At 71.4% G+C, this 19,594-nt stretch carries 19 protein-coding genes and 1 pseudogene; 7 read left to right on the top strand and 13 right to left on the bottom strand.

Annotation, left to right across the window (positions count from 1 at the left end; all coding sequences use genetic code 11):
* Positions 1 to 181 precede the first annotated feature (181 nt).
* Positions 182 to 976 carry an LLM class F420-dependent oxidoreductase gene (locus ABZK10_RS06370; protein WP_353808340.1) on the bottom strand — a complete coding sequence of 265 codons (795 nt, stop codon included), beginning with the start codon at positions 974 to 976 and terminating at the stop codon, positions 182 to 184.
* A gap of 211 nt (positions 977 to 1,187) precedes the next feature.
* Here ABZK10_RS06370 and ABZK10_RS06365 point away from each other — a divergent pair, with 211 nt between their 5' ends.
* Together ABZK10_RS06365 and ABZK10_RS06360 are read left to right on the top strand one after the other, a co-directional pair.
* Positions 1,188 to 1,625: an Lrp/AsnC family transcriptional regulator gene (locus ABZK10_RS06365; protein WP_353808339.1), complete on the top strand. Its 438-nt coding sequence runs from the start codon at positions 1,188 to 1,190 to the stop codon at positions 1,623 to 1,625.
* An 8-nt stretch (positions 1,626 to 1,633) separates the two neighbouring features.
* Complete coding sequence (locus tag ABZK10_RS06360) at positions 1,634 to 2,005, top strand: GntR family transcriptional regulator (RefSeq protein WP_353808338.1); 372 nt, start codon at positions 1,634 to 1,636, stop codon at positions 2,003 to 2,005.
* 210 nt (positions 2,006 to 2,215) lie between these two features.
* Here ABZK10_RS06360 and ABZK10_RS06355 read toward each other — a convergent pair whose 3' ends face one another.
* The gene (locus ABZK10_RS06355; RefSeq protein WP_353808337.1) at positions 2,216 to 5,863 is read right to left on the bottom strand and encodes a proline dehydrogenase family protein; all 3,648 of its coding nucleotides are present in this window, start codon (positions 5,861 to 5,863) and stop codon (positions 2,216 to 2,218) included.
* A 151-nt stretch (positions 5,864 to 6,014) separates the two neighbouring features.
* On the opposite strand from ABZK10_RS06355, the gene ABZK10_RS06350 reads away from it, so the two are divergent.
* The gene (locus ABZK10_RS06350) at positions 6,015 to 7,013 is read left to right on the top strand and encodes a LysR family transcriptional regulator (protein WP_353808336.1); all 999 of its coding nucleotides are present in this window, start codon (positions 6,015 to 6,017) and stop codon (positions 7,011 to 7,013) included.
* A 92-nt stretch (positions 7,014 to 7,105) separates the two neighbouring features.
* Here ABZK10_RS06350 and ABZK10_RS06345 read toward each other — a convergent pair whose 3' ends face one another.
* A complete protein-coding gene (locus tag ABZK10_RS06345; RefSeq protein WP_353808335.1) occupies positions 7,106 to 7,468 on the bottom strand; it encodes a hypothetical protein in 363 nt (120 codons plus the stop codon).
* Positions 7,469 to 7,508: 40 nt separating this feature from the next.
* A complete protein-coding gene (locus ABZK10_RS06340) occupies positions 7,509 to 8,087 on the bottom strand; it encodes a TetR/AcrR family transcriptional regulator (protein ID WP_353808334.1) in 579 nt (192 codons plus the stop codon).
* Between the two features lie 75 nt (positions 8,088 to 8,162).
* Here ABZK10_RS06340 and ABZK10_RS06335 point away from each other — a divergent pair, with 75 nt between their 5' ends.
* Complete coding sequence (locus ABZK10_RS06335) at positions 8,163 to 9,782, top strand: MFS transporter (protein WP_353808333.1); 1,620 nt, start codon at positions 8,163 to 8,165, stop codon at positions 9,780 to 9,782.
* 4 nt (positions 9,783 to 9,786) lie between these two features.
* Here the strand turns inward: ABZK10_RS06335 and ABZK10_RS06330 are convergent, their stop codons facing one another.
* From ABZK10_RS06330 to ABZK10_RS06310, 5 genes and pseudogenes are all read right to left on the bottom strand, one after another.
* A complete protein-coding gene (locus ABZK10_RS06330) occupies positions 9,787 to 10,653 on the bottom strand; it encodes a Fic family protein (RefSeq protein ID WP_353808332.1) in 867 nt (288 codons plus the stop codon).
* 3 nt (positions 10,654 to 10,656) lie between these two features.
* A complete protein-coding gene (locus ABZK10_RS06325; protein ID WP_353808331.1) occupies positions 10,657 to 11,409 on the bottom strand; it encodes a hypothetical protein in 753 nt (250 codons plus the stop codon).
* A 57-nt stretch (positions 11,410 to 11,466) separates the two neighbouring features.
* On the bottom strand, positions 11,467 to 11,739 hold the full coding sequence (locus ABZK10_RS06320; RefSeq protein ID WP_353809621.1) for a putative immunity protein: 273 nt from the start codon (positions 11,737 to 11,739) through the stop codon (positions 11,467 to 11,469).
* A 35-nt stretch (positions 11,740 to 11,774) separates the two neighbouring features.
* Positions 11,775 to 12,137: pseudogene (locus ABZK10_RS06315) on the bottom strand (HAD family hydrolase); the annotation flags it as partial.
* 137 nt (positions 12,138 to 12,274) lie between these two features.
* The gene (locus ABZK10_RS06310; protein WP_353808330.1) at positions 12,275 to 12,754 is read right to left on the bottom strand and encodes a hypothetical protein; all 480 of its coding nucleotides are present in this window, start codon (positions 12,752 to 12,754) and stop codon (positions 12,275 to 12,277) included.
* A 128-nt stretch (positions 12,755 to 12,882) separates the two neighbouring features.
* Here ABZK10_RS06310 and ABZK10_RS06305 point away from each other — a divergent pair, with 128 nt between their 5' ends.
* Positions 12,883 to 14,442 (top strand): phytoene desaturase family protein, encoded by a 1,560-nt coding sequence (locus tag ABZK10_RS06305; RefSeq protein WP_353808329.1) that lies wholly within the window; start codon positions 12,883 to 12,885, stop codon positions 14,440 to 14,442.
* Between the two features lie 55 nt (positions 14,443 to 14,497).
* Here the strand turns inward: ABZK10_RS06305 and ABZK10_RS06300 are convergent, their stop codons facing one another.
* Positions 14,498 to 14,860: a hypothetical protein gene (locus ABZK10_RS06300; RefSeq protein WP_353808328.1), complete on the bottom strand. Its 363-nt coding sequence runs from the start codon at positions 14,858 to 14,860 to the stop codon at positions 14,498 to 14,500.
* Between the two features lie 169 nt (positions 14,861 to 15,029).
* On the opposite strand from ABZK10_RS06300, the gene ABZK10_RS06295 reads away from it, so the two are divergent.
* Both ABZK10_RS06295 and ABZK10_RS06290 read left to right on the top strand, forming a co-directional pair.
* Positions 15,030 to 15,533: an SRPBCC domain-containing protein gene (locus tag ABZK10_RS06295; protein WP_353808327.1), complete on the top strand. Its 504-nt coding sequence runs from the start codon at positions 15,030 to 15,032 to the stop codon at positions 15,531 to 15,533.
* Between the two features lie 20 nt (positions 15,534 to 15,553).
* Positions 15,554 to 16,675, top strand: coding sequence for an AI-2E family transporter (locus ABZK10_RS06290; protein ID WP_353808326.1), 1,122 nt, complete (start codon positions 15,554 to 15,556; stop codon positions 16,673 to 16,675).
* 74 nt (positions 16,676 to 16,749) lie between these two features.
* On the opposite strand, the gene ABZK10_RS06285 is transcribed toward ABZK10_RS06290, so the two are convergent.
* The 3 genes from ABZK10_RS06285 to prpB form a co-directional block, all read right to left on the bottom strand.
* The gene (locus ABZK10_RS06285; RefSeq protein WP_353809620.1) at positions 16,750 to 17,310 is read right to left on the bottom strand and encodes an acyl-CoA thioesterase; all 561 of its coding nucleotides are present in this window, start codon (positions 17,308 to 17,310) and stop codon (positions 16,750 to 16,752) included.
* Positions 17,311 to 17,429: 119 nt separating this feature from the next.
* A complete protein-coding gene (locus ABZK10_RS06280) occupies positions 17,430 to 18,560 on the bottom strand; it encodes a bifunctional 2-methylcitrate synthase/citrate synthase (protein ID WP_353808325.1) in 1,131 nt (376 codons plus the stop codon).
* Between the two features lie 76 nt (positions 18,561 to 18,636).
* Positions 18,637 to 19,542 carry a methylisocitrate lyase gene (gene prpB / locus ABZK10_RS06275; protein ID WP_353808324.1) on the bottom strand — a complete coding sequence of 302 codons (906 nt, stop codon included), beginning with the start codon at positions 19,540 to 19,542 and terminating at the stop codon, positions 18,637 to 18,639.
* Between the last annotated feature and the right edge of the window lie 52 nt (positions 19,543 to 19,594).

Genomic DNA, 19,594 nt, shown 5'->3' with positions numbered 1-19,594 from the left:
GGCAGCCGCGGCGACGCCGCAGGGTGTCGGCGGACCAGGTCACTCTCCTCGAGCCCCGCAGACGGTGCGGGACGCCGTTTCCAGTGTCACACGCCCGAGCGCTGCACGACAGCGATCGAGGCGCACGGATGCTGCGTGCTCAGCGTCGGCACGCAGCATCCGTGCGCCTCTCGACCCCGGGTCAGGCGTTCTTGGCGTCGCGCCAGGCGAGCCAGCGCTTGACCTCGGTCACGTCGTAGTCGGGCCCGTTGAGGCCGAGCGTGAACATGCGCACGCCCGCGTCGTAGTACGCGTCGGCCTTCTCGTCGTCGGCGCGCGCGAGCTCGTTCGAGACCACGATGCCCGACGTGTCGCGCCCGACCTTCTCGCCCCACGCGTCGATGACCGAGACCTTGTGCGCGATCTCGTCGGGCTTGACGAAGCTGTGCCAGACGTCGGCGTGCTTGGCCACGAGCTTCAGCGTCTTCTGCTCGCCCTTGCCGCCGATGAGCACCGGGATGTCGCGCGTCGGCGCAGGGTTGAGCTTCGCCCAGCGGGCCTCGATGCGCGGCAGCGCGTCGGTGAGGTCGTCGAGGCGCGAACCGACGCTGCCGAAGTCGTAGCCGTACTCGTCGTAGTCGCGCTCGAACCAGCCCGAGCCGGTGCCGAAGATGAAGCGGCCCTCGCCGCCCTTGGCGCTGATGTGGTCGATCGTGCGGGCCATGTCGGCCTGCAGGTCGGGGTTGCGGTAGCTGTTGCAGTTCACGAGCGCGCCGAGCTCGACGCGCTCGGTCTGCTCGGCCCAGGCGGCGAGCAGGGTCCACGACTCGAAGTGCGGGCCGTCGGCCTCGCCGTAGAGCGGGTAGAAGTGGTCCCAGTTGAAGACGATGTCGACGCCGAGCTCCTCCGAGCGCAGCACCGCGTCCCGCATCTGCTGGGCGGTCGTGTGCTGCGGGTGGAGCTGGACGCCGAGGCGTACGGGGGTGTCAGTCAGCATGGGTTCCACGCTAGGCGAATTCGGGCCGGCGTCGAATCGATTCGTGCACAATCGACGGGCACCGATGACCGGATGCCTCCGGCCGACGCGTCGCGGTACCTGGGCGATCCGTGCCGCCGGACGCCCGACTCTGCATCGATTCGATCACGAGCGCGCGAGATGCTGCGTCGCGGGGTCCCATGACGCAACGATCCCGCCTACACTCCCCCGCATGGACAACCTCGATCGCAGCATCCTCGACCTCCTGCGTCAGAACGCACGTGCGAGCTACGGCGACATCGGGTCGACCGTCGGACTGTCCGCATCCGCGGTGAAGCGCCGCGTCGACCGCCTCGTCGCAGACGGCGTCATCCGGGCGTTCACGATCCAGGTCGACCCGACGGTCGACGGCATGAGCACCGAGGCGTACGTCGAGCTGTTCTGCCGCGGCACGGTCGCGCCCGAGGAGCTCCAGCGCATCCTGCAGAACGTTCCGGAGGTGGTCTACGCCGGCACGGTCACCGGCAGCGCCGACGCGATCGTGCAGATGCGCGCCCGCGACATCACGAGCCTCGAGGACGCGCTCGAGCGCCTGCGTGTCGCCCCGAACGTCGACCACACGCGCAGCGCGATCGTCTTCTCGCGGCTGGTCAACCGGCCCCGCGACTGAGTGGGCGGATGCCCGTGCTGGCCGTCACCGTCGATCCCGACGCGTCCACCCCGCCCTTCGAGCAGATCCGGATGCAGGTGCGCGACGCCGTCCGCGCCGGTGACCTCGCCGCGGGCACGAAGCTCCCGACCGTCCGCGCGCTGGCCGCAGACCTCGGCCTCGCGGTGAACACGGTCGCGAAGGCGTACCGCGCGCTCGAGACCGACGCGGTCATCGAGACGCGCGGCCGCAACGGCACCTTCGTCTCGGCGACGGGCGATCCGACCGCGCAGCAGGCGCAGCTCGCGGCATCCGCCTTCGCCGACCGCATGGCCCAGCTCGGCGTCGGCGAGGGCGCGGCCCTCGACTACGCCCGGGCCGCGCTCCGCGCCGACCGCTGACGCCGCGGCACGTCGACCGCCCGCCCGCTCGCCCACGTCGTCCGCCCCGATCCTTCGCACGCTGAGGGCCAGATCTTCGTCTGAGGGCCGAAGCTTCGGCCCTCAGCGAGAGAAACGGCCCTCACGCGCAACCGGGCGTCGGGCGGACGCGCGGACCGGCCGCGGGACGGGTCCGGGGCGCGAGCACGGCGGCGCGCGCGGGCGGAAACGCTAGATCACGCCGTCGGAGATCGTCGTCGGGTTGCCGAAGCGGTGGTTCGTGATCGACACGGCCTGCTCGTGGTGGAACGGCAGCAGCTCGACGCGGCCCGAGGGCGTCACGGGGTGCGACCAGACCGCCACGTCGGGGGTGCCGGCGAGCGCGCCGGCGAGCGCCGATGCGTCGCCGCCGACGAGGCGCACGCGCGCGGTCTCGATGCCGCCCCGGTGGGCGCGCTCGAGCCACGCGGCATCCGATTCGACCACGACCGACGCGTCGTTCGCACGCAGCACCGTCACGACGCCCGCGGGCAGCTCGAGCGCCGACGACACCTGGATCGGCGAGCGCGACAGCACCGCGGCGGCGAGCACGCGCAGCCCCTCGCCGAGGCCCGCGCCGCCGGAGATGCGCACCGTCACCGCGGTCGGGCGGTAGCGGAACACGTTGCGCTCGACCCCGAGGCCGGAGACGTCGCGCACCGCGCCGAACTCGTCGCGGTGGGCGATCGCGTCGGAGAGCGCCGAGCGGCGCAGCAGCTCGAACTCCTCGAACGACAGCTCGGACTGGGCGTGCTCGATCAGCGTCGTCACGCGCGAATCGAGGCCGCGCAGGTGCAGCGTCGAGCTCTGCTCGCTCGCCCGCGCGGGCATCCAGTCACCGAGGCCGAACAGGTAGTTCGGGCCGCCCGCCTTCGCGCCGGCGCCGACCGCCGAGCGCTTCCATCCGCCGAACGGCTGGCGCCGCACGATCGCGCCGGTGATGCCGCGGTTGACGTAGAGGTTGCCGGCTTCGACCGTGTCGAGCCAGGTCGCGAGCTCGTCGGAGTCGAGGGTGTGGATGCCGGCGGTCAACCCGTAGTCGACCGCGTTCTGCATCTCGATGGCCTCCTCGAGCGTGCGCGCCCGCATGATCCCCAGCATCGGTCCGAAGAACTCGGTGAGGTGCACGTACGATCCGGCCTTCACGTGGTCGCGGATGCCGGGCGACCACAGCCGCCCGGTGTCATCGAGGCGCTTCGGCTCGACGAGCCACTGCTCGCCCGGGTCGAGCTGGGTGAGCGCGTGCAGCAGCTTGCCGTGCACGGGCTCGACCACCGGGCCGATCTGGGTCGCGGGGTCGTCGGGGTAGCCGACGCGCATCGACCGGGTGGCGTCGACGAGCTGCCCCAGGAAGCGCTTCGAGTGCCCCACCGATCCGACGAGGATCACGAGCGACGCGGCCGAGCACTTCTGGCCGGCGTGCCCGAACGCGCTCTTCGCGACATCGGATGCGGCGAGGTCGAGGTCGGCGCTCGGCGTGACGATGATGGCGTTCTTGCCGCTCGTCTCGGCGAGCAGCGGCAGGTCGGGGCGGAACGAGCGGAACAGCTTCGCGGTCTCGTACGCGCCGGTGAGGATGACCCGGTCGACCGACGGATGGGCGACGAGCTGCCGCCCGAGGTCGCGGTCGTCGAGCTGCACGAGTGCGAGCAGTTCTCGCGGCACGCCGGCCTCCCAGAGCGCCTCGACCATGATCGCCCCGCTGCGGCGGGCGAGCGCGGCGGGCTTGATGATGACGCCCGAGCCCGCGGCGAGCGCGGCGAGCACCCCGCCCGCGGGAATCGCGACCGGGAAGTTCCACGGCGGCGTCACCACCGTGAGCTTCGACGGCACGAAGATCGCGCCCTGCACGTGGTCGAGCTCGCGGGCGCGCTCGGCGTAGTAGTGGGCGAAGTCGATCGCCTCGCTGACCTCGGGGTCGGCCTCGGCGATGGTCTTGCCGGTCTCGGCGGCCATGACCTCGATGAGGCGGTCACGGTTGGCTGCGAGCGCGAGTCCGGCGCGGTGCAGCACGGCGGCGCGCTCGGCGCCGGGCAGTTCGCCCCAGGCGCGGCCGGCGGCCGTCACGGTCGCGATCACGCGCTCGAGGGTGTCGGCGTCGCCGATGCGCGAGGCCTCGATGGCCTGGATGCCGAGGCGCGAGTCGGGCACGCGCTCGAGGATGCGCCGGCCCCAGAGCCGGTTCGCCGGCAGCGACGGGTCGGTGTCAGGCTCGTTCGAGAAGCCGTCGGATGCTCCCGAGGCGGCGTCCGGCACCTGCAGCGCGGCGGTGAGCGGGGCGCGGTCGTCACCCGCGACGGGTGCAACGGGTGCGCCGTCACCCGCCGACCCGCGGGTCAGCCCGAGCACCTCGGCGGTGAGGGAGGCGTCCTGCTCCGGGGCATCCGCCTCGCCCCCGACCGTGGGCACCGATGCCGGCGGCGCGGACATGCGCTCCCACTCGGTGTGCCGGTCCTGGGTGCGGTTCGGCTGCGGAACGGTCTGGTCGAGCGCGGCGAGCGAGCGGAGGAAGCGGTCGCGCTCGCGCTCGAACAGGCTGCGGTTCGAGGCGAGGTCGAAGACCGCCGACATGAAGTTCTCAGAACTCGCGTTCTCCTCGAGGCGGCGCACGAGGTAGGCGATGGCCACGTCGAACTCGGCGGGGTTCACGACGGGCGTGTAGAGCAGCAGGCGCCCGACGTCGCGCGTGATCGCGGCGGCCTGGCCGGTCGCCATGCCGAGCAGCATCTCGATGTCGATGCGGTCGGCGACGCCGCGGTCGTTCGCGAGCAGCCACGCGTAGGCCAGGTCGAAGAGGTTGTGGCCGGCGACGCCGATCTTCACGGCGTCGGCGTGCTCGGGCGTGAAGGCCCAGTCGAGCACGCGCTTGTAGTTGGTGTCGGAGTCCTGCTTGCTGCCGTAGGTGGCGAGCGGCCAGCCGTGCACGGCGGCGTCGACGCGCTCCATGGCGAGGTTCGCGCCCTTGACGACGCGCACCTTGATCGGGGCGCCGCCCGCGGCGCGGCGACGCTTCGACCAGGCGGTGAGCTCCTGGAGGGCGCCGAGCGCGTCGGGCAGGTAGGCCTGCAGCACGATGCCGGCCTCGAGCCGGCGCAGCCGGTGCTGGTCGAGCAGGGTCGTGAAGACCGCGATCGTCAGGTCGAGGTCGTGGTACTCCTCCATGTCGAGGTTGATGAACTTCGGCGTGGGGCTCGACGCGGCGAGCTCGTAGAGCGGGGTCAGGCGTTCGACGACGCGCTGCACCGCCTCGTCGAACGACCACATCGAGAGCTGGCTGACGACGCTCGACACCTTGATCGAGACGTAGTCGACGTCGGGGCGGGCGAGGAACTCTGTCGTGCCCGCGAGGCGCCGGGCGGCCTCCTGCTCGCCGAGCACGGCCTCGCCGAGGAGGTTGAGGTTCAGGCGGTTTCCCGACTCGCGCAGGTGCGCGATCGCGGGACCGAGCTTGTCGGGGGTGGCGTCGAGCACGAGGTGACCCACCATGTCGCGCAGCACCTTCCGCGCGATCGGCACGATCGGCCACGGGAAGGCCGGGGCGAGCGCGCCGCCGACCTGCACCGCCCAGCGGAGGTACCAGGGCAGGAACCTCGGCGTGAGCTCCGACACCTGCTGCAGGGCGCGCGCCGCGACCCGCAGGTCTTCCGGGCGCATGACGCCGTCGACGAAGCCGACCGTGAAGTCGAGGCCCTTCGGGTCCTCCAGCACGCCGGCGAGGTTGCGCGCGGCCGGCTCGACCGGGACGTTCGCGCTCTCGGCCAGCCACCGTTGCACGAGCGACACCGCCCGGTTCGCGAGGTCGCCGTGGGTCGCGCGGGTGGTCTCGATCGAGGTGGCCATACGGTCAGTGTCCTTCCGGGCGGTCGGGATCGGGCGCAGGGGCGCCGTGCGTCTCCAGTCTGCGTTGTCGCATCCATTCGGTACAGCGAATGATTCTGACGGATACTGATCATGTCTGCCGACGAATGAGCGGATGCCCCGAGGAGGACCGATGCTCGACGTGCGACGCCTGCGCCTGCTGGTCGAGCTCTCCCAGCGCGGCACGCTCGCCGCGGTGGCCGACGCGCTCTCGTACAGCCCGTCGTCGGTGTCGCAGCAGCTCGACCAACTGGAGCGCGAGGCGGGCGTGCCGCTGCTCGAGCCGGCCGGACGCCGCGTGCGTCTCACCCCGCAGGCGCTGCTGCTCGTCGAGCACGCGCGCGTGGTGCTCGACCGCCTCGAGCGCGCGGAGTCCGACGTCGCCGCGTCGCTCACCACGATCGCCGGCACCGTGCGCGTGGCGGTGTTCCAGTCGGCCGCCCACGCGCTCATGCCCGACGCCCTCACCCGCCTCGCGCGCACCCACCCCGACCTGCGGGTCGAGCTCGTCGAGCGCCCGCCCGAGCAGGGCCTGTTCGACACCGTCGCGCGCGACGCCGACCTCGTGATCGCCGAACAGTACCCCGGCCACACCCGCCCGCACCACGAGGGCCTCGACCGGGTGCGGCTCGCGAGCGACCCGATCCGACTGGCGCTGCCACCGGCGACGGATGCCCCGGGCGCGCGCGGCTCGGAGGCATCCGCCGCCCTGCCCGCCGTGGTCGACGCCGACCCGCAGCCGCTCTCGGCGATCGACGCCGACCGCGACGCGCTCGCGCGCCTGCGCAGCGCCGCCGCGCTGCCCTGGGTGATGGAGCCCGAGGGCAGCGCCGCCCGACAGTGGGCGCTGCAGCAGTGCCGCGCGGCCGGGTTCGAGCCCGACGTGCGCTACGTGACGACCGACCTGGTCGCGCACATCCGCCTCGTGCGCACCGGCAACGCCGCCGCGCTGCTGCCCGACCTCGTCTGGGCGGGCGACGCCCCGTCGGTTCGCCTGCACGAGTTGCCCGGCCGCCCCTCGCGCGAGATCTTCACGGCGACGCGGTTCGCCGCCGCCGACCGCCCGGGCGTCATCGCCGTGCGCGAGGCGCTCCGCGAGGCAGCATCCGTGATCGCGGCGCCGTCGGAGTGACGGCGCCTACTCGGCCAGGCGCTCGTCCGGTGAGAACGACGCCGCGCCGCGCCGCACTTGGGTGCGAGCACGGCGCGGCCGGTGGATGAGGGTCAGTTGTAGGAGCGCCAGACGGTCGCGAGGAAGATGTTCACGACCGTCAGCGACGCGAGGGTGGGCAGCACCCAGGCCGCGACGGCCTCCTTCTTGCGGTTGACCAGGGCGATCACGAGGATCACGACGAGCACGCCGAGCTTCACGGTGATCTTGGCGTTGTTCACCGGGTCGCCGACGGCGTAGTTCAGGCCGACCAGGATGACGCCGGTGACCAGCATGGTCCAGGCGCCGTGGAGGATCGCGGGGATGACGCGCTTGCCACCCTCGCGTCTCGACGTCATCTCGACCAGGGCACCGCCGAGCAGGCTCGCGACTCCGATGATGTGGATGGCGAGGACGACGTACTTGAGAATCTCCATGGCGGAGATCATACCGACACAGTGTCGGCAAACCGAATCGTCAGGCGGGGAGCACTCCCGAGGTGAGGATGCGGTACGCCTCGGCGCCCACGCGCTCGGGATCCGCGCCCTCCGTGACCTGGCGCACCGCCTCGCCGAGCAACCCGTTCACGAGCGGCACGGTCACGTGCAAGTCGGTCACCCCGACGTCGCGCAGCACGCCGATGAGCGGCACCAGCAGGGCGTCGTGCACCGCCATGATGTCCTCCATGCGCTGCGGCGAGACATCCGCCTGCTGCAGCGCCGTCGCGAGGTGGTGCGACCCGTCGGCGCTCATCTCCATGGTCACCTCGACATAGCGGCGCAGCCGAGGCAGGCCCGGCTCGACGCCGGCCAGTTCGCGATCGAGGTCGCGTGCCCACTCCTCGAGCGCGTCGACGGTGAGCGCGACGAGGATCTCCTCGCGCGACGAGAAGTACTCGTAGAAACTCGACCGGGCGAGGCCCGCCCGGGCGGTGACCGTGCCCGGCTTCACCGCCTCCACCCCCTCGGCGTCGACGAGGTGGGCGGCCGCGCGCAGGAGCGCGGCGCGCTTGGCGGCACGGTGTTCGGCAACCGTAGGCTCGGAGATCCTCGGCATGCCGTCATCATGCCACGCACGCGCCGCAGCCATCCCGGGGCAACTTCCCGACACAGTGTCGGTATGATGCCGTGCATGACCTCCACTCGTCGTTGGCTCGGCCTCGTCGTCATCGGCATCGCCGTCTCGCTCATCATCGTCGACACGACCGTCGTCAACGTCGCGATCCCGGCGATCGTCGACGACCTCGGCATCTCGTCGACCCAGGTCCAGTGGGTGCAGGAGTCGTATGCCCTCGTCTTCGCCGCGCTGCTCATCGCGTTCGGCACCCTCGGTGACCGCATCGGCCGCCGCCGGCTCCTCCTGATCGGCGTCGCGATCTTCACCGCGGCATCGGTCGCCGCCGGCCTCGCGCCCGACGGCGCGACCCTCATCGCCGCGCGGGTCGCCCAGGGCGTCGGCGGCGCCATGGTGCTCCCCGGCACGATGTCCCTCATCAACACCGGCTTCCGCGGCCGCGACCGCACCATCGCGTTCGCCGTCTGGGGCTCGATCATCGGCGGCATGGCCGCGCTCGGCCCGCTGCTCGGCGGCTGGCTGATCACCGACTTCTCGTGGCGATGGGCCTTCGGCGTGAACGTGCCGTTCGGCCTCTTCGTGCTCGCCGCCGCGGTCTTCACCATCCCCGAGTCGAAGTCCGAGCACCCCGAGCGCTTCGATCCCGTGGGCGCGCTGCTCGGCGTCGTCGCGGCCGGCGTGCTCGTCTTCAGCCTCATCGAGGGCCGCACGCTCGGCTGGCTCACGGTGAACGAGCGCGTCACGATCGGTGGCTGGAGCTGGCCGTGGGACCTCTCCCCCACGCCCGTGCTCATCGGCGTCGCCGTGCTCGCGCTCGTGGGCTTCCTCATCTGGGAGCGCGCCCGCGAGCGTCGCGGCGCCCCCACCCTGTTCCCGCTCCAGCTGTTCTCGCTCCAGACCTTCCGCAACGGCAACCTCGTGGCGCTGATCGTGAGCCTCGGCGAGCTCGGGCTGCTCTTCGTGCTGCCGATCTGGATGCAGAACGTGCTCGGCTACACCCCGCTGCAGGCCGGCTTCGCGTTGGTCGCCCTCGCGGTCGGCTCGTTCCTCGCGACAGGCATGGTCAGCGGCCTCGCCCGCCGCATGACCCCGGTCGGGATGCTGCGCCTGGGCGTCGCGCTCGAACTCGTGGGCGTGCTCGTGTTGGGCATCCTGCTCGCGACCGACACCGGCTGGCCGGTGATCGCGGGGCTCCTCTTCGTCTACGGGCTCGGCATCGGTCTCGCCAGCTCGCAGGTCACGAACGTGGTGCTCGTCGACGTGCCCGTCGACCGGAGCGGACAGGCCTCGGGCACGCAGAGCACCGCCCGGCAGATCGGGTCGGCGCTCGGCGTCGCGGTGCTCGGCACGGTGCTGTTCGGCACCCTCGGCACCGACCTCGAGCAGCGCCTGGGCGACCTCCCCGACGCGCAGCGCGAGCAGGTCGTCGACATCGTCACCGGCAGCGCCGGCGCCGCCATTCCAGCACTGCGAGCGGATGCCTCGACGGCCGACGCCGGCGACCTCGCGGCCGAGAGCCTCACCGCGGCCAGCTCGTACGCCGCGTACACCGCAGCCGGGTTCCTCGCGATCGCGCTGGCCGCGTCGGCGACCCTGCGCCCGCGCCGCGACGACGCCGACGCCGACGCGGCAGTCGAGCAACCCGCGAACACCACCGAGCCGGCGACGGAGACGTGACGCCTCAGCGGGCGCAGTCGGCGAGGAGACGCATGTACGCGGTCGCGTCGTCGCTCGCGAACATCCGGTCGAGCGACACATTCTGCTCGTAGAGCCGCGAGTAGGGCACCGAGATCGCGTCGAAGCCCGCAGACATGAGCATGCCCGAGGCCATGAGCTTCGCGGTGCGCTTGTTGCCGTCGAAGTAGAACTGGTGGCGCGTGGCCGCGGCGGCGTAGACGAGCGCCCGCCGACGCGGATCGTCGACCCCGGCGATGAAGTCCCGCAGGTCGTCGAAGGCCTGGATGAGCAGGGCTCCGCCGTCGCCGTGCTCGCGCCCTTCGACGACTCCGCCCGATGAGAGCCGCACCGAGCCGCCCCCGCGCGCAGAGCCCTCGCCGCGGAACCCGCCCGCCTCGATCGCCTCGTGCCGCGCAACGAGCCCGTGCAGTCGGTCGGAGATCGCCTTGTCTACGGTGAACTTCCTTCCCGCGATCATCCGATCGAGCTCGTTGTAAGCGTCGCTCAGCGCGAGCACCTGCTGCTGGTCCTCGAGCCGCTTCCCCTCGACCGTCACTCCGTCGAGCAGCGTCCGCACCTCAGGCAGCGTGAAGGTGTTGCCCTCCAGCTTCGCGGCGTCCCAGATGATGACGGGCAGGTTCGCCCGGAACCGCGCGCGAGCCCGCTCGACGTCGCCATTGCCGCCCATGACGCTCAGGTCGATGCCCGACCAGTCCCAATCGATGCCGACGAGACCGAGCCGCTCCGCCGCCGCGAGGCGCTCGTCAGCAGACGGATGCCTCGACGAGGCATCCTCCTCGCTCGACCGACCGGAGCCCGGCCGACGCACGTACACCGGCTGCTTCGGGTCGCGACCCGCTGCGTCAGCCATCGTTCACCAGCTCCTCGCGATCGCCTCGGCGATCTCGCGGTCGACCCCGCCAGTCGCGACGGCGTCGATGATCCCCTGCAACGGGCTCACCAGCTCGACGTCCTCGACCGTCGTCGATCCGACGAAGACCGTCGGATGCGCGGGCGCGATGATCAGGTTCGCCGCGGTCTCGACGCGTACGCGCCGGTGGGTTGCCGCGAGCAGCGCCGCCACACCCGCAGCATCCTCGGACCAGAGCACGACCGTGGTCGCCTCATCGGCGCCGAGCGCGTCGAGCGTCGCCGCACCGGAGAGCACCCAGCGTGCGCCGGACGCACGACCGACCGAGACGAGCCGGTCTGCGTCGACCCTGCCCTGCATCAGGATGCTGCCTGCCCGGTTCCGAGGCCCGGAGACGCGAGCCGCCTCCGTGATGAGGTCGAGGCGCTCCCCGCCTGTATAGCGTCGCAGCCGCTCGATCCACATGTCGAGGTCGCGGCGGTCCTGTGCCCGCTCGTCCGGATCGAGATCGCCGAGCAGCACTCGCGCCGCGGCGGCCGCCAACGGGTCGCTCGCGCGGTCGAGTTCGATCGCCACGTCGTAGCCGAGCGCGAGGGCGAGTTCGCGGAGCGTGTCGACACGCGCACGCGAGGTGTCCTCGCTCGCGGTGAGCGCGGTCGTGCGAGACACGCCGGCCCGGCGAGCGAGCTCGCTCCTGCTGAACGGCATGCCGGCGACCGCGTCGCGCAGGGTGATGCGGCTCATGATCTCGGTCACCGCCCCCTGTTCACTATTCTGAACAGTCTAGCAAACTGACCACTTAATTGAACAGTCTCACGAGGTTGCGATCGCCGCCTGCAGGTCTCGGATGATCGAGCCCAGCTCGCCGGTCGCCAGCAGCCCGGCCCCGAGCGGGCCGGACCGATCCGAACCGACGGGCGGGAGCAGCAGCAGCGCGCACCGCGCCGGCTCCGAGAGGTGCCCCACCTGCCAGGAGAGCTCCGCGGCACGCGCGTCGCCATCGGGCTCGGCGAGACCCACCGCGCGCACGGCGTACGCTGCGGCACCGAGCGCATGCGCGCCCATGTGGGCGACACCTGCTGCGATCCTCCAGGCTCAGCGCCTGCGAAGATCCCATGCCGTCAGTCCCGCCCCGCGCGTGTCGACACCAGCGGGAGCAGCTCGCGCAAGTCGGCGAGCTCGTAGTCGATGCGGGCGGACTCGGGCGGAGTTCGCCCGGCCGGGTTGATCCAAGCGACCCGGATGCCCAGGGCGTTGGCCCCCGCAACGTCGGAGGAGAGGGAGTCGCCCACGTGCAGGGCCTCCGCCGTGTCGATTCCGAGCGCTGCGAGTCCGGCGCGAAAAGGCGCCCCGTCCGGCTTGTACGCGCCGACATCCTCGCTCGTCACGATGGTGTCGAGCGGCAGGCGGTGGTGAGCGATCGCGGCCTCGATGTCATCACGGTCGATGTTCGACACGACGCAGATCGGGACGTCGCACTCCCCGAGGAACTCGAGCGACCCGTCGCGCCTCGCAGATCACTCGCCTGACATCGTCTTCCTCGTCGACGATCGTGCCGTAGAAGTCGAGGAGGATTCCGCGTCGTCGCACACGACAACCGTGTTGGCTGCAAGTCGAACGATCAGTCGGTCCGCGTCCCGCCGGGTGCCTCGGAGATCGGTGAACGCCGACGCTTCGTCGCCGAGCGCAGCAGCAGTGCCGCGAGCGCGGTCGCGACGAGTGCAGCGACAGCCGCGAAGGCTAGGGAGACACCGAACCAGGAGCCCGCGCTCGACGCGAACGCGCTGGCCACGCCGATGCCGAGCCACAACGTGGCCGCGCCGACTCCGGCTCCGATCGAACCGGCGAGGATCGACCCCGCGGATCGTGCGGCCCGGCCTGCGATGAGGAGTGCGAGCACCGCGCCGGCGACCGCCCCGATCGCGGTCACCCCGCCGAGCACTGCGCCGACTCCGACGAGATATCCGAACGCACCCCAGCCGCCCAGCGCACGGTAGTCGGCATTCGACGACAGGTACACGGCGACAGCGAGGACCACTCCCCCCGCGGACCCGACCGGCAGGGCGAGCATCAGTGGCACCCGGTTCCTCCGCCAACCCATGACCTCACCGTAGCCATCCGCCCTCGAGTGTGCTCGAAACGACTCGATCGGACCCTCGAATCGGGGCTACGAGCGCGAGAACGAGCACACTCAGCGGCGGAACGATCGCCCCCGGGTACCCTCGACCCATGCCTGTGGAACACGATGTCGTGATCGTCGGCGGCGGACACAACGGGCTGACCGCCGCCGCCTACCTGGCCCGCGCGGGCCTCGACGTGCTGCTGCTCGAGCGCGACGACCACCTCGGCGGCGCGGCGATCTCCGCCCCGGCGTTCGAGGGCGTCGACGCGCGGCTCAGCCGCTACTCCTACCTCGTGAGCCTGCTCCCGAAGCGCATCATCGACGACCTCGGGCTCGACCTCCGCCTGGTCAGACGCGCCCACTCCTCGTACACGCCCGACCCGCACGACCCGACCCGCGGCCTGTTGATCGAGCGCGACGGCGCCGGCTACGGCGCGTTCGACCGCATCGGCGCGGCATCCGACGCCCTCGCCTGGGGCAGCTTCGGCGACGACACCGCGCGCCTCGCCGAGGCGATCTTCCCGACGCTCACCGAGCCGCTGCCGACGCGCGACGAGGTGCGCCGAATGGTCGACGACGCCCGCGTCTGGGACGAGTTCGTGCGCCGCCCGCTCGGCGAGGCCGTCGCGTCGCGCTTCTCGAACGACCTCGTGCGCGGCGTCGTCGAGACCGACGGGCTGATCGGCACGTTCACGCGCACGAGCGATCCGGCGCTCGAGGCGAACCGCTGCTTCCTGTACCACGTGATCGGCGGCGGCACCGGCGACTGGGACGTACCGGTCGGCGGCATGGGCGCGGTGAGCGGCGAGCTCGCGAGGGCCGCGCGCACGGCCGGCGCGACGCTGGTGACGGGGGCGGATGCCACGGTGATCACGCCCGACGGCGACGTGCGCTACACCCAGGCCGGCGTCGAACACACCGTCACCGCGGGCACCGTGCTCTCCGGCGTGGCCCCGCACGTGCTCGCCCGCCTGCTCGGCGAGCCCGACTCCGCCCCGCGCCCGGAGGGCGCCCAGCTCAAGGTCAACCTGCTGCTCACCCGTCTGCCGCGCCTGCGCGACACGTCGGTGTCCCCCGAGGCCGCGTTCGGCGGCACGCTCCACGTCAACGAGACCGCCACCCAGCTCGAGGCCGCCTACGCCGCCGCATCCGCCGGCCGCCTGCCCGACCCGATGCCGTGCGAGGTCTACTGCCACACCCTGAGCGACCCGAGCATCCTCTCGCCCGAGCTCACCGCGTCGGGCGCGCACACGCTCACCGTCTTCGCCCTGCACGTGCCCGACCGCCTGGTCGACGCGCTCGGCGACGACGAGCTGCGCCGCACCGCCGAGCGGGCCGTGCTCGACTCGCTCGACTCGGTGCTCGCCGAGCCGATCGAGTCGCTGCTGGCGACGGATGCCTCGGGCCGGCCGTGCATCGAGACGAAGACCACGCGCGACCTCGAGCGCGCCCTCGCGATGCCCGGCGGCAACATCTTCCACGGGCCGCTCTCGTGGCCGTGGCGGGAGGACGGCGACCCGGCGTCGACCCCGGCGGAGCGCTGGGGCGTGGCCACCGCGCATCCGCGCATCCTCATGTGCGGATCAGGCGCCGTGCGCGGCGGCGCAGTCTCCGGCATCGGCGGGCACAACGCCGCGATGGCCGTGGTCGAGGCGCTCGCGGGCTGAACCGACAGCGAGCGCGAGCGGTCGGCCCGGGGGCATCCGCTCGGCCCGTCGGAACCTAGAAGACGAAGAGCTGCCCCAGCACGATGACGGCGATGACGAAGAGCACGACGATCGCGCCGACGACGGCGAGGGCGCGGGACGACGCCCTGGCGATGAGGAAGCCGATGCCGAACGGGAGCGCGAGCAGCACGATCGCGACGATCCACCAGAACGCCGAGTAGCCCGCCTGCGAGGCGCCGGTGATGCGCTCGCCGCTGAACAGGGTCTGCGTCGCGGGGTGCGTGGCGAGGCCGATCGCGGCCGACAGCGGCACCGCGACGAACACCATGGCGATGACTCCGGCGAAGGCACCCCACCAGCCGGAGCGGCCGCTCGTGATGTCGAGGGCGTGCTCGTCGGACTGGTTGCGCTGGCTCATGCCCCCGATCCTAGCGGGCACGGGCGCCCCGGCCGCGACCCCGCGACGCGGCGGCGTCCGTTCGCTCCGGGCGCACGATCGGCGGCCGTACTCGCCGCGGAATCTCTGGCCCCGCGGGCCCCGCCGCAATAGGCTGGAATCGACGACGAGGTCTCGTTTGGAGGTCATCATGACGAACCCCACCGGCCACTTCGCGAACCGGCCCGACGGCCTGTACCTGCTGTTCGACCGGCTCTTCGCAGCGCCGATCGAGAAGGTCTGGTTCACGCTCACCGAGCCCAGCGAGATGAAGAAGTGGATCGGCACGTACACCGGCAATCCACGCACCGGCGGCGTGCGGTTCGTGCTGACCTCGGGCGCGAACTCCGACTGGGAGTACGCCAGCGTCCTCGAGTTCGAGGCGCCGCACCGGTTCACCGCCGACGTGGGGATGGGCGCCGACGAGGTGCGCGTCTACTGCCACCTCACCGAGAAGGGCGGCCGCACGGCGCTGACCCTCGGCCAGCGGCTGCGCGACCCCGGTGAGGCCGCGCGCATCGGTCCTGTGTGGGACCACTACCTCGACGCCCTGCGGGCCGCGGTCACGGGCGGCGAGGCCCCCGGCTGGGACCACTACGGCGACAGCTACGTCGACTACTACAAGGGGCTGGTGGTTCCCGCGGAATCGGTGTGACCCACCCCTAGACTGGCGCCATGAGGAAGCCTCGTCGCAGCACCGACGCCAGTGAAGTGACCGAGCCCGAGGTGATGTCGCGCGCGCGTCCCGTCGTGAGCGTGATGAGCAACCATCCGTTCCGGTGGGCGTTCGTCGCGACCCTCGGCGTGCTGCTGGCGCTCTTCCTCGCCCAGGCCGCCCTCGGGCTGTCGTCGGTGATCTTCTCGGTCTTCGCGGCGATCTTCGTCGCGCTCGGGCTCGACCCGCTCATCCGCTGGTTCCAGCGACGCGGCATGAAGCGGGGCTGGGCGATCGTCACGGTCATCCTGCTGTTCGTCGGCGTCGTCGCGGGCATGCTGCTCCTGCTCATCCCGATCATCGTCACGCAGTCGGTCGAGTTCATCCAGGGGCTGCCGCAGGCAGTCGAGGACGTGCAGCAGCAGGACTGGTACCTGGCGGTGGAGGACTTCACCGGCGGCGCGATCTCGGGCGCCTACGACTGGCTCCTGGGCATCATCACCGATCCCAACACCTGGGCGACCGTCGGCGGCGGCGCACTCCAGGTGGCGGGCACGGTCGTGAACGCGATCTCGACCGGATTCTTCATCTTCATCCTGTCGATCTACTTCATCGCGACGCTCGACACGATGAAGCAGGCCTGCTACTCGCTGATCTCCAAGTCGCACCGCGAGACGGTCGTCGGCTACGCCGAGCGGATCATGGACTCGATCGGCCGCTACCTCAGCGGCATGGTCGTGCTCGCGTTCTTCAACGCGACCTACAGCCTCATCCTGCTGATCATCGTCGGCGTGCCGTACGCCATCGTCATCGCGTCGGTCGCGTTCCTGATCACGCTCATCCCGCTGATCGGTACGATCCTGACGACCATCGCCATGACGATCGTCGCGCTGTTCGTCTCGCCGACCGCCGCGATCATCGTGCTGATCTTCATGCTCATCTACATGCAGGTCGAGGCCTACATCCTCACCCCGCGCGTGATGAGCAAGGCCGTGTCGATCCCGGGCTCGCTCGTGCTGATCGCGGCCCTCGCCGGCGGCACGCTGGCCGGCCTGCCGGGTGCGCTGGTCGCCATCCCGATCGCGGCGGGCATCCTCCTCATCATCCGCGAGGTGGTCGTGCCGAAGAAGGAGCTCAGCTAGCCGCGAGCGGATGCCCCGGGGCATCCGCTCGGCCGGGCCGCGTCAGCTCCGGGCCGCGTCAGCTCCGGGCCGCGTCAGCTCCAGACCGACGGCGCCGCCGCGCGCGTGGCCGGCAGCGACACGCCCTGGCCCCACTCGAGCAGGCGCTCGGGCACGACCATCTCCTCGGGCACCTCGCCGATCGCCTCGATCAGCTCGGCGACCGAGACGGTGCCGCCGCCCTTCTTCAGGAACCGGCCGCGGATGTAGCCCTTCGCGTACACCTCGGGCTCGCCGTCGGGGCCGGGGCGCACGAAGCGCTGCTCGACGTACACGGCCTTGTCGTCGAAGCCGAGGATGCGCGACTCGATCGTGAACCGCTGCCAGAGGTTCAACGACTTGCGGAACGACAGCGTCTCGGCGACGACCACCGGGTACCAGCCGCGGTCGCGGAAGATCTTCCAGACGCCGTTGCGCACGAGCATGTCGAAGCGCGCGACGTCCATGATCGAGAAGTACACGCCGTTGTTCATGTGCCAGTTGACGTCGAGGTCGGTCGGCAGCGTGATGAAGTTCGTGCGGGCGACGTCGTAGTGCCCGAGGCCCTGCTTGCGGCGGGAGAACCAGGCGAGGTGGAGGAGGGTCCGGAAGAACATGTGCACGGGTGCACTGTAGGGCAGGGCGGATGCCCCGGGGCATCCGTTGGCCGACTCGGACAACCGGGCCCGCTCGCGCGGGGCGCCGCGCTTGTGCGATTCCCCCAGCCGCGCGGGCCTCAGCGCACGGGGACGTGCCGCTCGCCGGCGCCGTCGTAGACCGACAGCGGGCGGATGAGCGAGTTGCCGTCGAGCTGTTCCATGATGTGCGCGGTCCAGCCGACCACGCGGCTCGCGACGAACAGCGGCGTGAACGTCTCGGTGTCGAAGCCCATGACGTGGTACGTCGGGCCCGCGGGGTAGTCGAGGTTCGGCTTGATGCCCTTGCGCTCGTCCATCGCGCGCTCGAGCGTGACGTAGAGCTCGAACAGGTCGGGGCGGTCGTAGTACTCGAGCATGCGCTCCATCGCGTCGCGCATGGTGGGCACGCGCGAGTCGCCGTGCTTGTAGACGCGGTGCCCGAAGCCCATGACCTTGCGCTTGGCGGCGAGGGCCTCGTCGAGCCAGGCCTCGGCGCGGTCTGCCGACCCGATCTCGTCGAACGCGTGCATGACCGCCTCGTTCGCGCCGCCGTGCAGCGGCCCCTTGAGCGCGCCGATCGCCCCGACGACGGCCGAGTACAGGTCGGAGAGCGTGCTGGTGATCACGCGCGCCGTGAACGTCGAGGCGTTGAACGAGTGCTCCGCGTACAGGATCATCGACACGTCGAACGCGTTCACGACGGGCAGCTCGGGCAGCTCGCCGAACGTCATGAAGAGGAAGTTCGCCGAGTAGCCGAGGTCGTCGCGCGGCTCGACCATGTCGAGCTCGTGCCGGCGGCGCTGGTCGTACGCGACGATCGACGGCAGCTGGGCGAACAGGCGCATCGCGATGTCGAGGTTGACGTCGGGCGACGACTCCCGGGCCTTCGGGTCGCGGGCGCCGATGACGCTGACCGCGGTGCGCACGACGTCCATCGGGTGCGCGGTGAGCGGCAGCTCGTCGATGACGCGCTTGACGGTGTGGTCGAGCCCGCGCAACGACCGCTCGCGCTGCTCGAACGCGGCGAGCTGGCGCTCGTCGGGCAGCTCGCCGTTCCAGAGCAGGTACGCGACCTCCTCGAACGTCACCGACGCGGCGAGCTCCTGCACCGGGTAGCCGCGGTACAGCAGCGAGTTGGTCTCGGGGTTCACCTTCGAGATGGCCGTCGTGTCCACGTACACGCCGGCGAGGCCCTTGTGGATCTCGGGCTCGGTCTGCTGATCCGTCATGGTGCTCCCCGTCGAGTCGGCTCGGAGCTCCAGCCTACGGGTGGGGCGGCTCCGGGGCATCCGTTCGCCCCGCCCCTCATCCCTCGCGCGAGACGCGGAAGTTGAAGATCGAGGAGTCGAACCGGTTGTACCCCTCGTAGTCGATGAGGTCGTAGAGCTCGGCGCGATGCTGCATGTCGTCGAGCTTGCCGACGAGGTTGCCCGATGCCTCGAGCTCGTCGAGTCCCGCCACGGCGGCGCCCATCGCGAGGCGCAGCAGCGACACCGGCCAGATCACGATGTTCATGCCGACGTCGGCGAGCTGCTGCGACGTGAACAGCTCGCTCTTGCCGAACTCGGTCATGTTCGCCAGCAGCGGCACGTCGACCGCCGCGCGCATGGCGGCGAACTCCTCGAGCGAGGCCATCGCCTCGGGGAAGATCGCGTCGGCGCCGGCGTCGACGAGTGCCTTCGCCCGGTCGACGGATGCCTCGAGCCCCTCGACCGCACGGATGTCGGTGCGCGCCATGATCAGGAAGTTCGCATCGCGCCGCGCGTCGGCGGCGGCGCGGATGCGCTGCAGGGCGGTCTGCTCGTCGACGACCTGCTTGCCGTCGAGGTGCCCGCAGCGCTTCGGGTTGACCTGGTCCTCGATGTGCAGGCCCGCGAGGCCCGCGTCCTCCATCTCCTGCACGGTGCGGGCGACGTTCATCGGCTCGCCGAAGCCGGTGTCGGCGTCGACGATCGCGGGCAGCTCCGTCATGCGCGCGATCTGCTTCGCGCGGCCGGCGACCTCGCTGAGGGTGGTGAGCCCGATGTCGGGCAGCCCGAGGTCGGCGGAGAGCACGGCGCCCGAGATGTAGACGCCGTCGAAGCCCTTGCGCTCGATGAGTCGGGCGCTCAGCGGGTTGAACGCACCGGGGAAGCGGAGCAACTCGCCCGAGGCGAGGCGTTCGCGGAAGAGCCGGCGCTTCTCGGCCGGCGGGGTCTGGGCGTAGAGCATGGGCCCAGCCTACGGCGGCGGCCCGCGTCGCCCGCCCGAGGGGATGGGACCT

Origin of the sequence: Agromyces sp. SYSU T00194 (assembly GCF_040496035.1) — a bacterium.
GTDB classification, from domain to species: Bacteria; Actinomycetota; Actinomycetes; order Actinomycetales; family Microbacteriaceae; genus Agromyces; species Agromyces chitinivorans.
This window is presented reverse-complemented; position numbering and strand designations above follow the sequence as displayed.

Coding starts and splice junctions, on each gene's coding strand:
- ABZK10_RS06335 (WP_353808333.1), top strand. CDS start 8,163: ATGACCTCCACTCGTCGTTGGCTCGGCCTCGTCGTCATCGGCATCGCC.
- ABZK10_RS06345 (WP_353808335.1), bottom strand. CDS start 7,468: ATGGAGATTCTCAAGTACGTCGTCCTCGCCATCCACATCATCGGAGTC.
- ABZK10_RS06360 (WP_353808338.1), top strand. CDS start 1,634: ATGCCCGTGCTGGCCGTCACCGTCGATCCCGACGCGTCCACCCCGCCC.
- ABZK10_RS06300 (WP_353808328.1), bottom strand. CDS start 14,860: ATGAGCCAGCGCAACCAGTCCGACGAGCACGCCCTCGACATCACGAGC.
- ABZK10_RS06350 (WP_353808336.1), top strand. CDS start 6,015: ATGCTCGACGTGCGACGCCTGCGCCTGCTGGTCGAGCTCTCCCAGCGC.
- ABZK10_RS06330 (WP_353808332.1), bottom strand. CDS start 10,653: ATGGCTGACGCAGCGGGTCGCGACCCGAAGCAGCCGGTGTACGTGCGT.
- prpB (WP_353808324.1), bottom strand. CDS start 19,542: ATGCTCTACGCCCAGACCCCGCCGGCCGAGAAGCGCCGGCTCTTCCGC.
- ABZK10_RS06340 (WP_353808334.1), bottom strand. CDS start 8,087: ATGCCGAGGATCTCCGAGCCTACGGTTGCCGAACACCGTGCCGCCAAG.
- ABZK10_RS06305 (WP_353808329.1), top strand. CDS start 12,883: ATGCCTGTGGAACACGATGTCGTGATCGTCGGCGGCGGACACAACGGG.
- ABZK10_RS06295 (WP_353808327.1), top strand. CDS start 15,030: ATGACGAACCCCACCGGCCACTTCGCGAACCGGCCCGACGGCCTGTAC.
- ABZK10_RS06285 (WP_353809620.1), bottom strand. CDS start 17,310: ATGTTCTTCCGGACCCTCCTCCACCTCGCCTGGTTCTCCCGCCGCAAG.
- ABZK10_RS06365 (WP_353808339.1), top strand. CDS start 1,188: ATGGACAACCTCGATCGCAGCATCCTCGACCTCCTGCGTCAGAACGCA.
- ABZK10_RS06290 (WP_353808326.1), top strand. CDS start 15,554: ATGAGGAAGCCTCGTCGCAGCACCGACGCCAGTGAAGTGACCGAGCCC.
- ABZK10_RS06370 (WP_353808340.1), bottom strand. CDS start 976: ATGCTGACTGACACCCCCGTACGCCTCGGCGTCCAGCTCCACCCGCAG.
- ABZK10_RS06310 (WP_353808330.1), bottom strand. CDS start 12,754: ATGGGTTGGCGGAGGAACCGGGTGCCACTGATGCTCGCCCTGCCGGTC.
- ABZK10_RS06280 (WP_353808325.1), bottom strand. CDS start 18,560: ATGACGGATCAGCAGACCGAGCCCGAGATCCACAAGGGCCTCGCCGGC.
- ABZK10_RS06355 (WP_353808337.1), bottom strand. CDS start 5,863: ATGGCCACCTCGATCGAGACCACCCGCGCGACCCACGGCGACCTCGCG.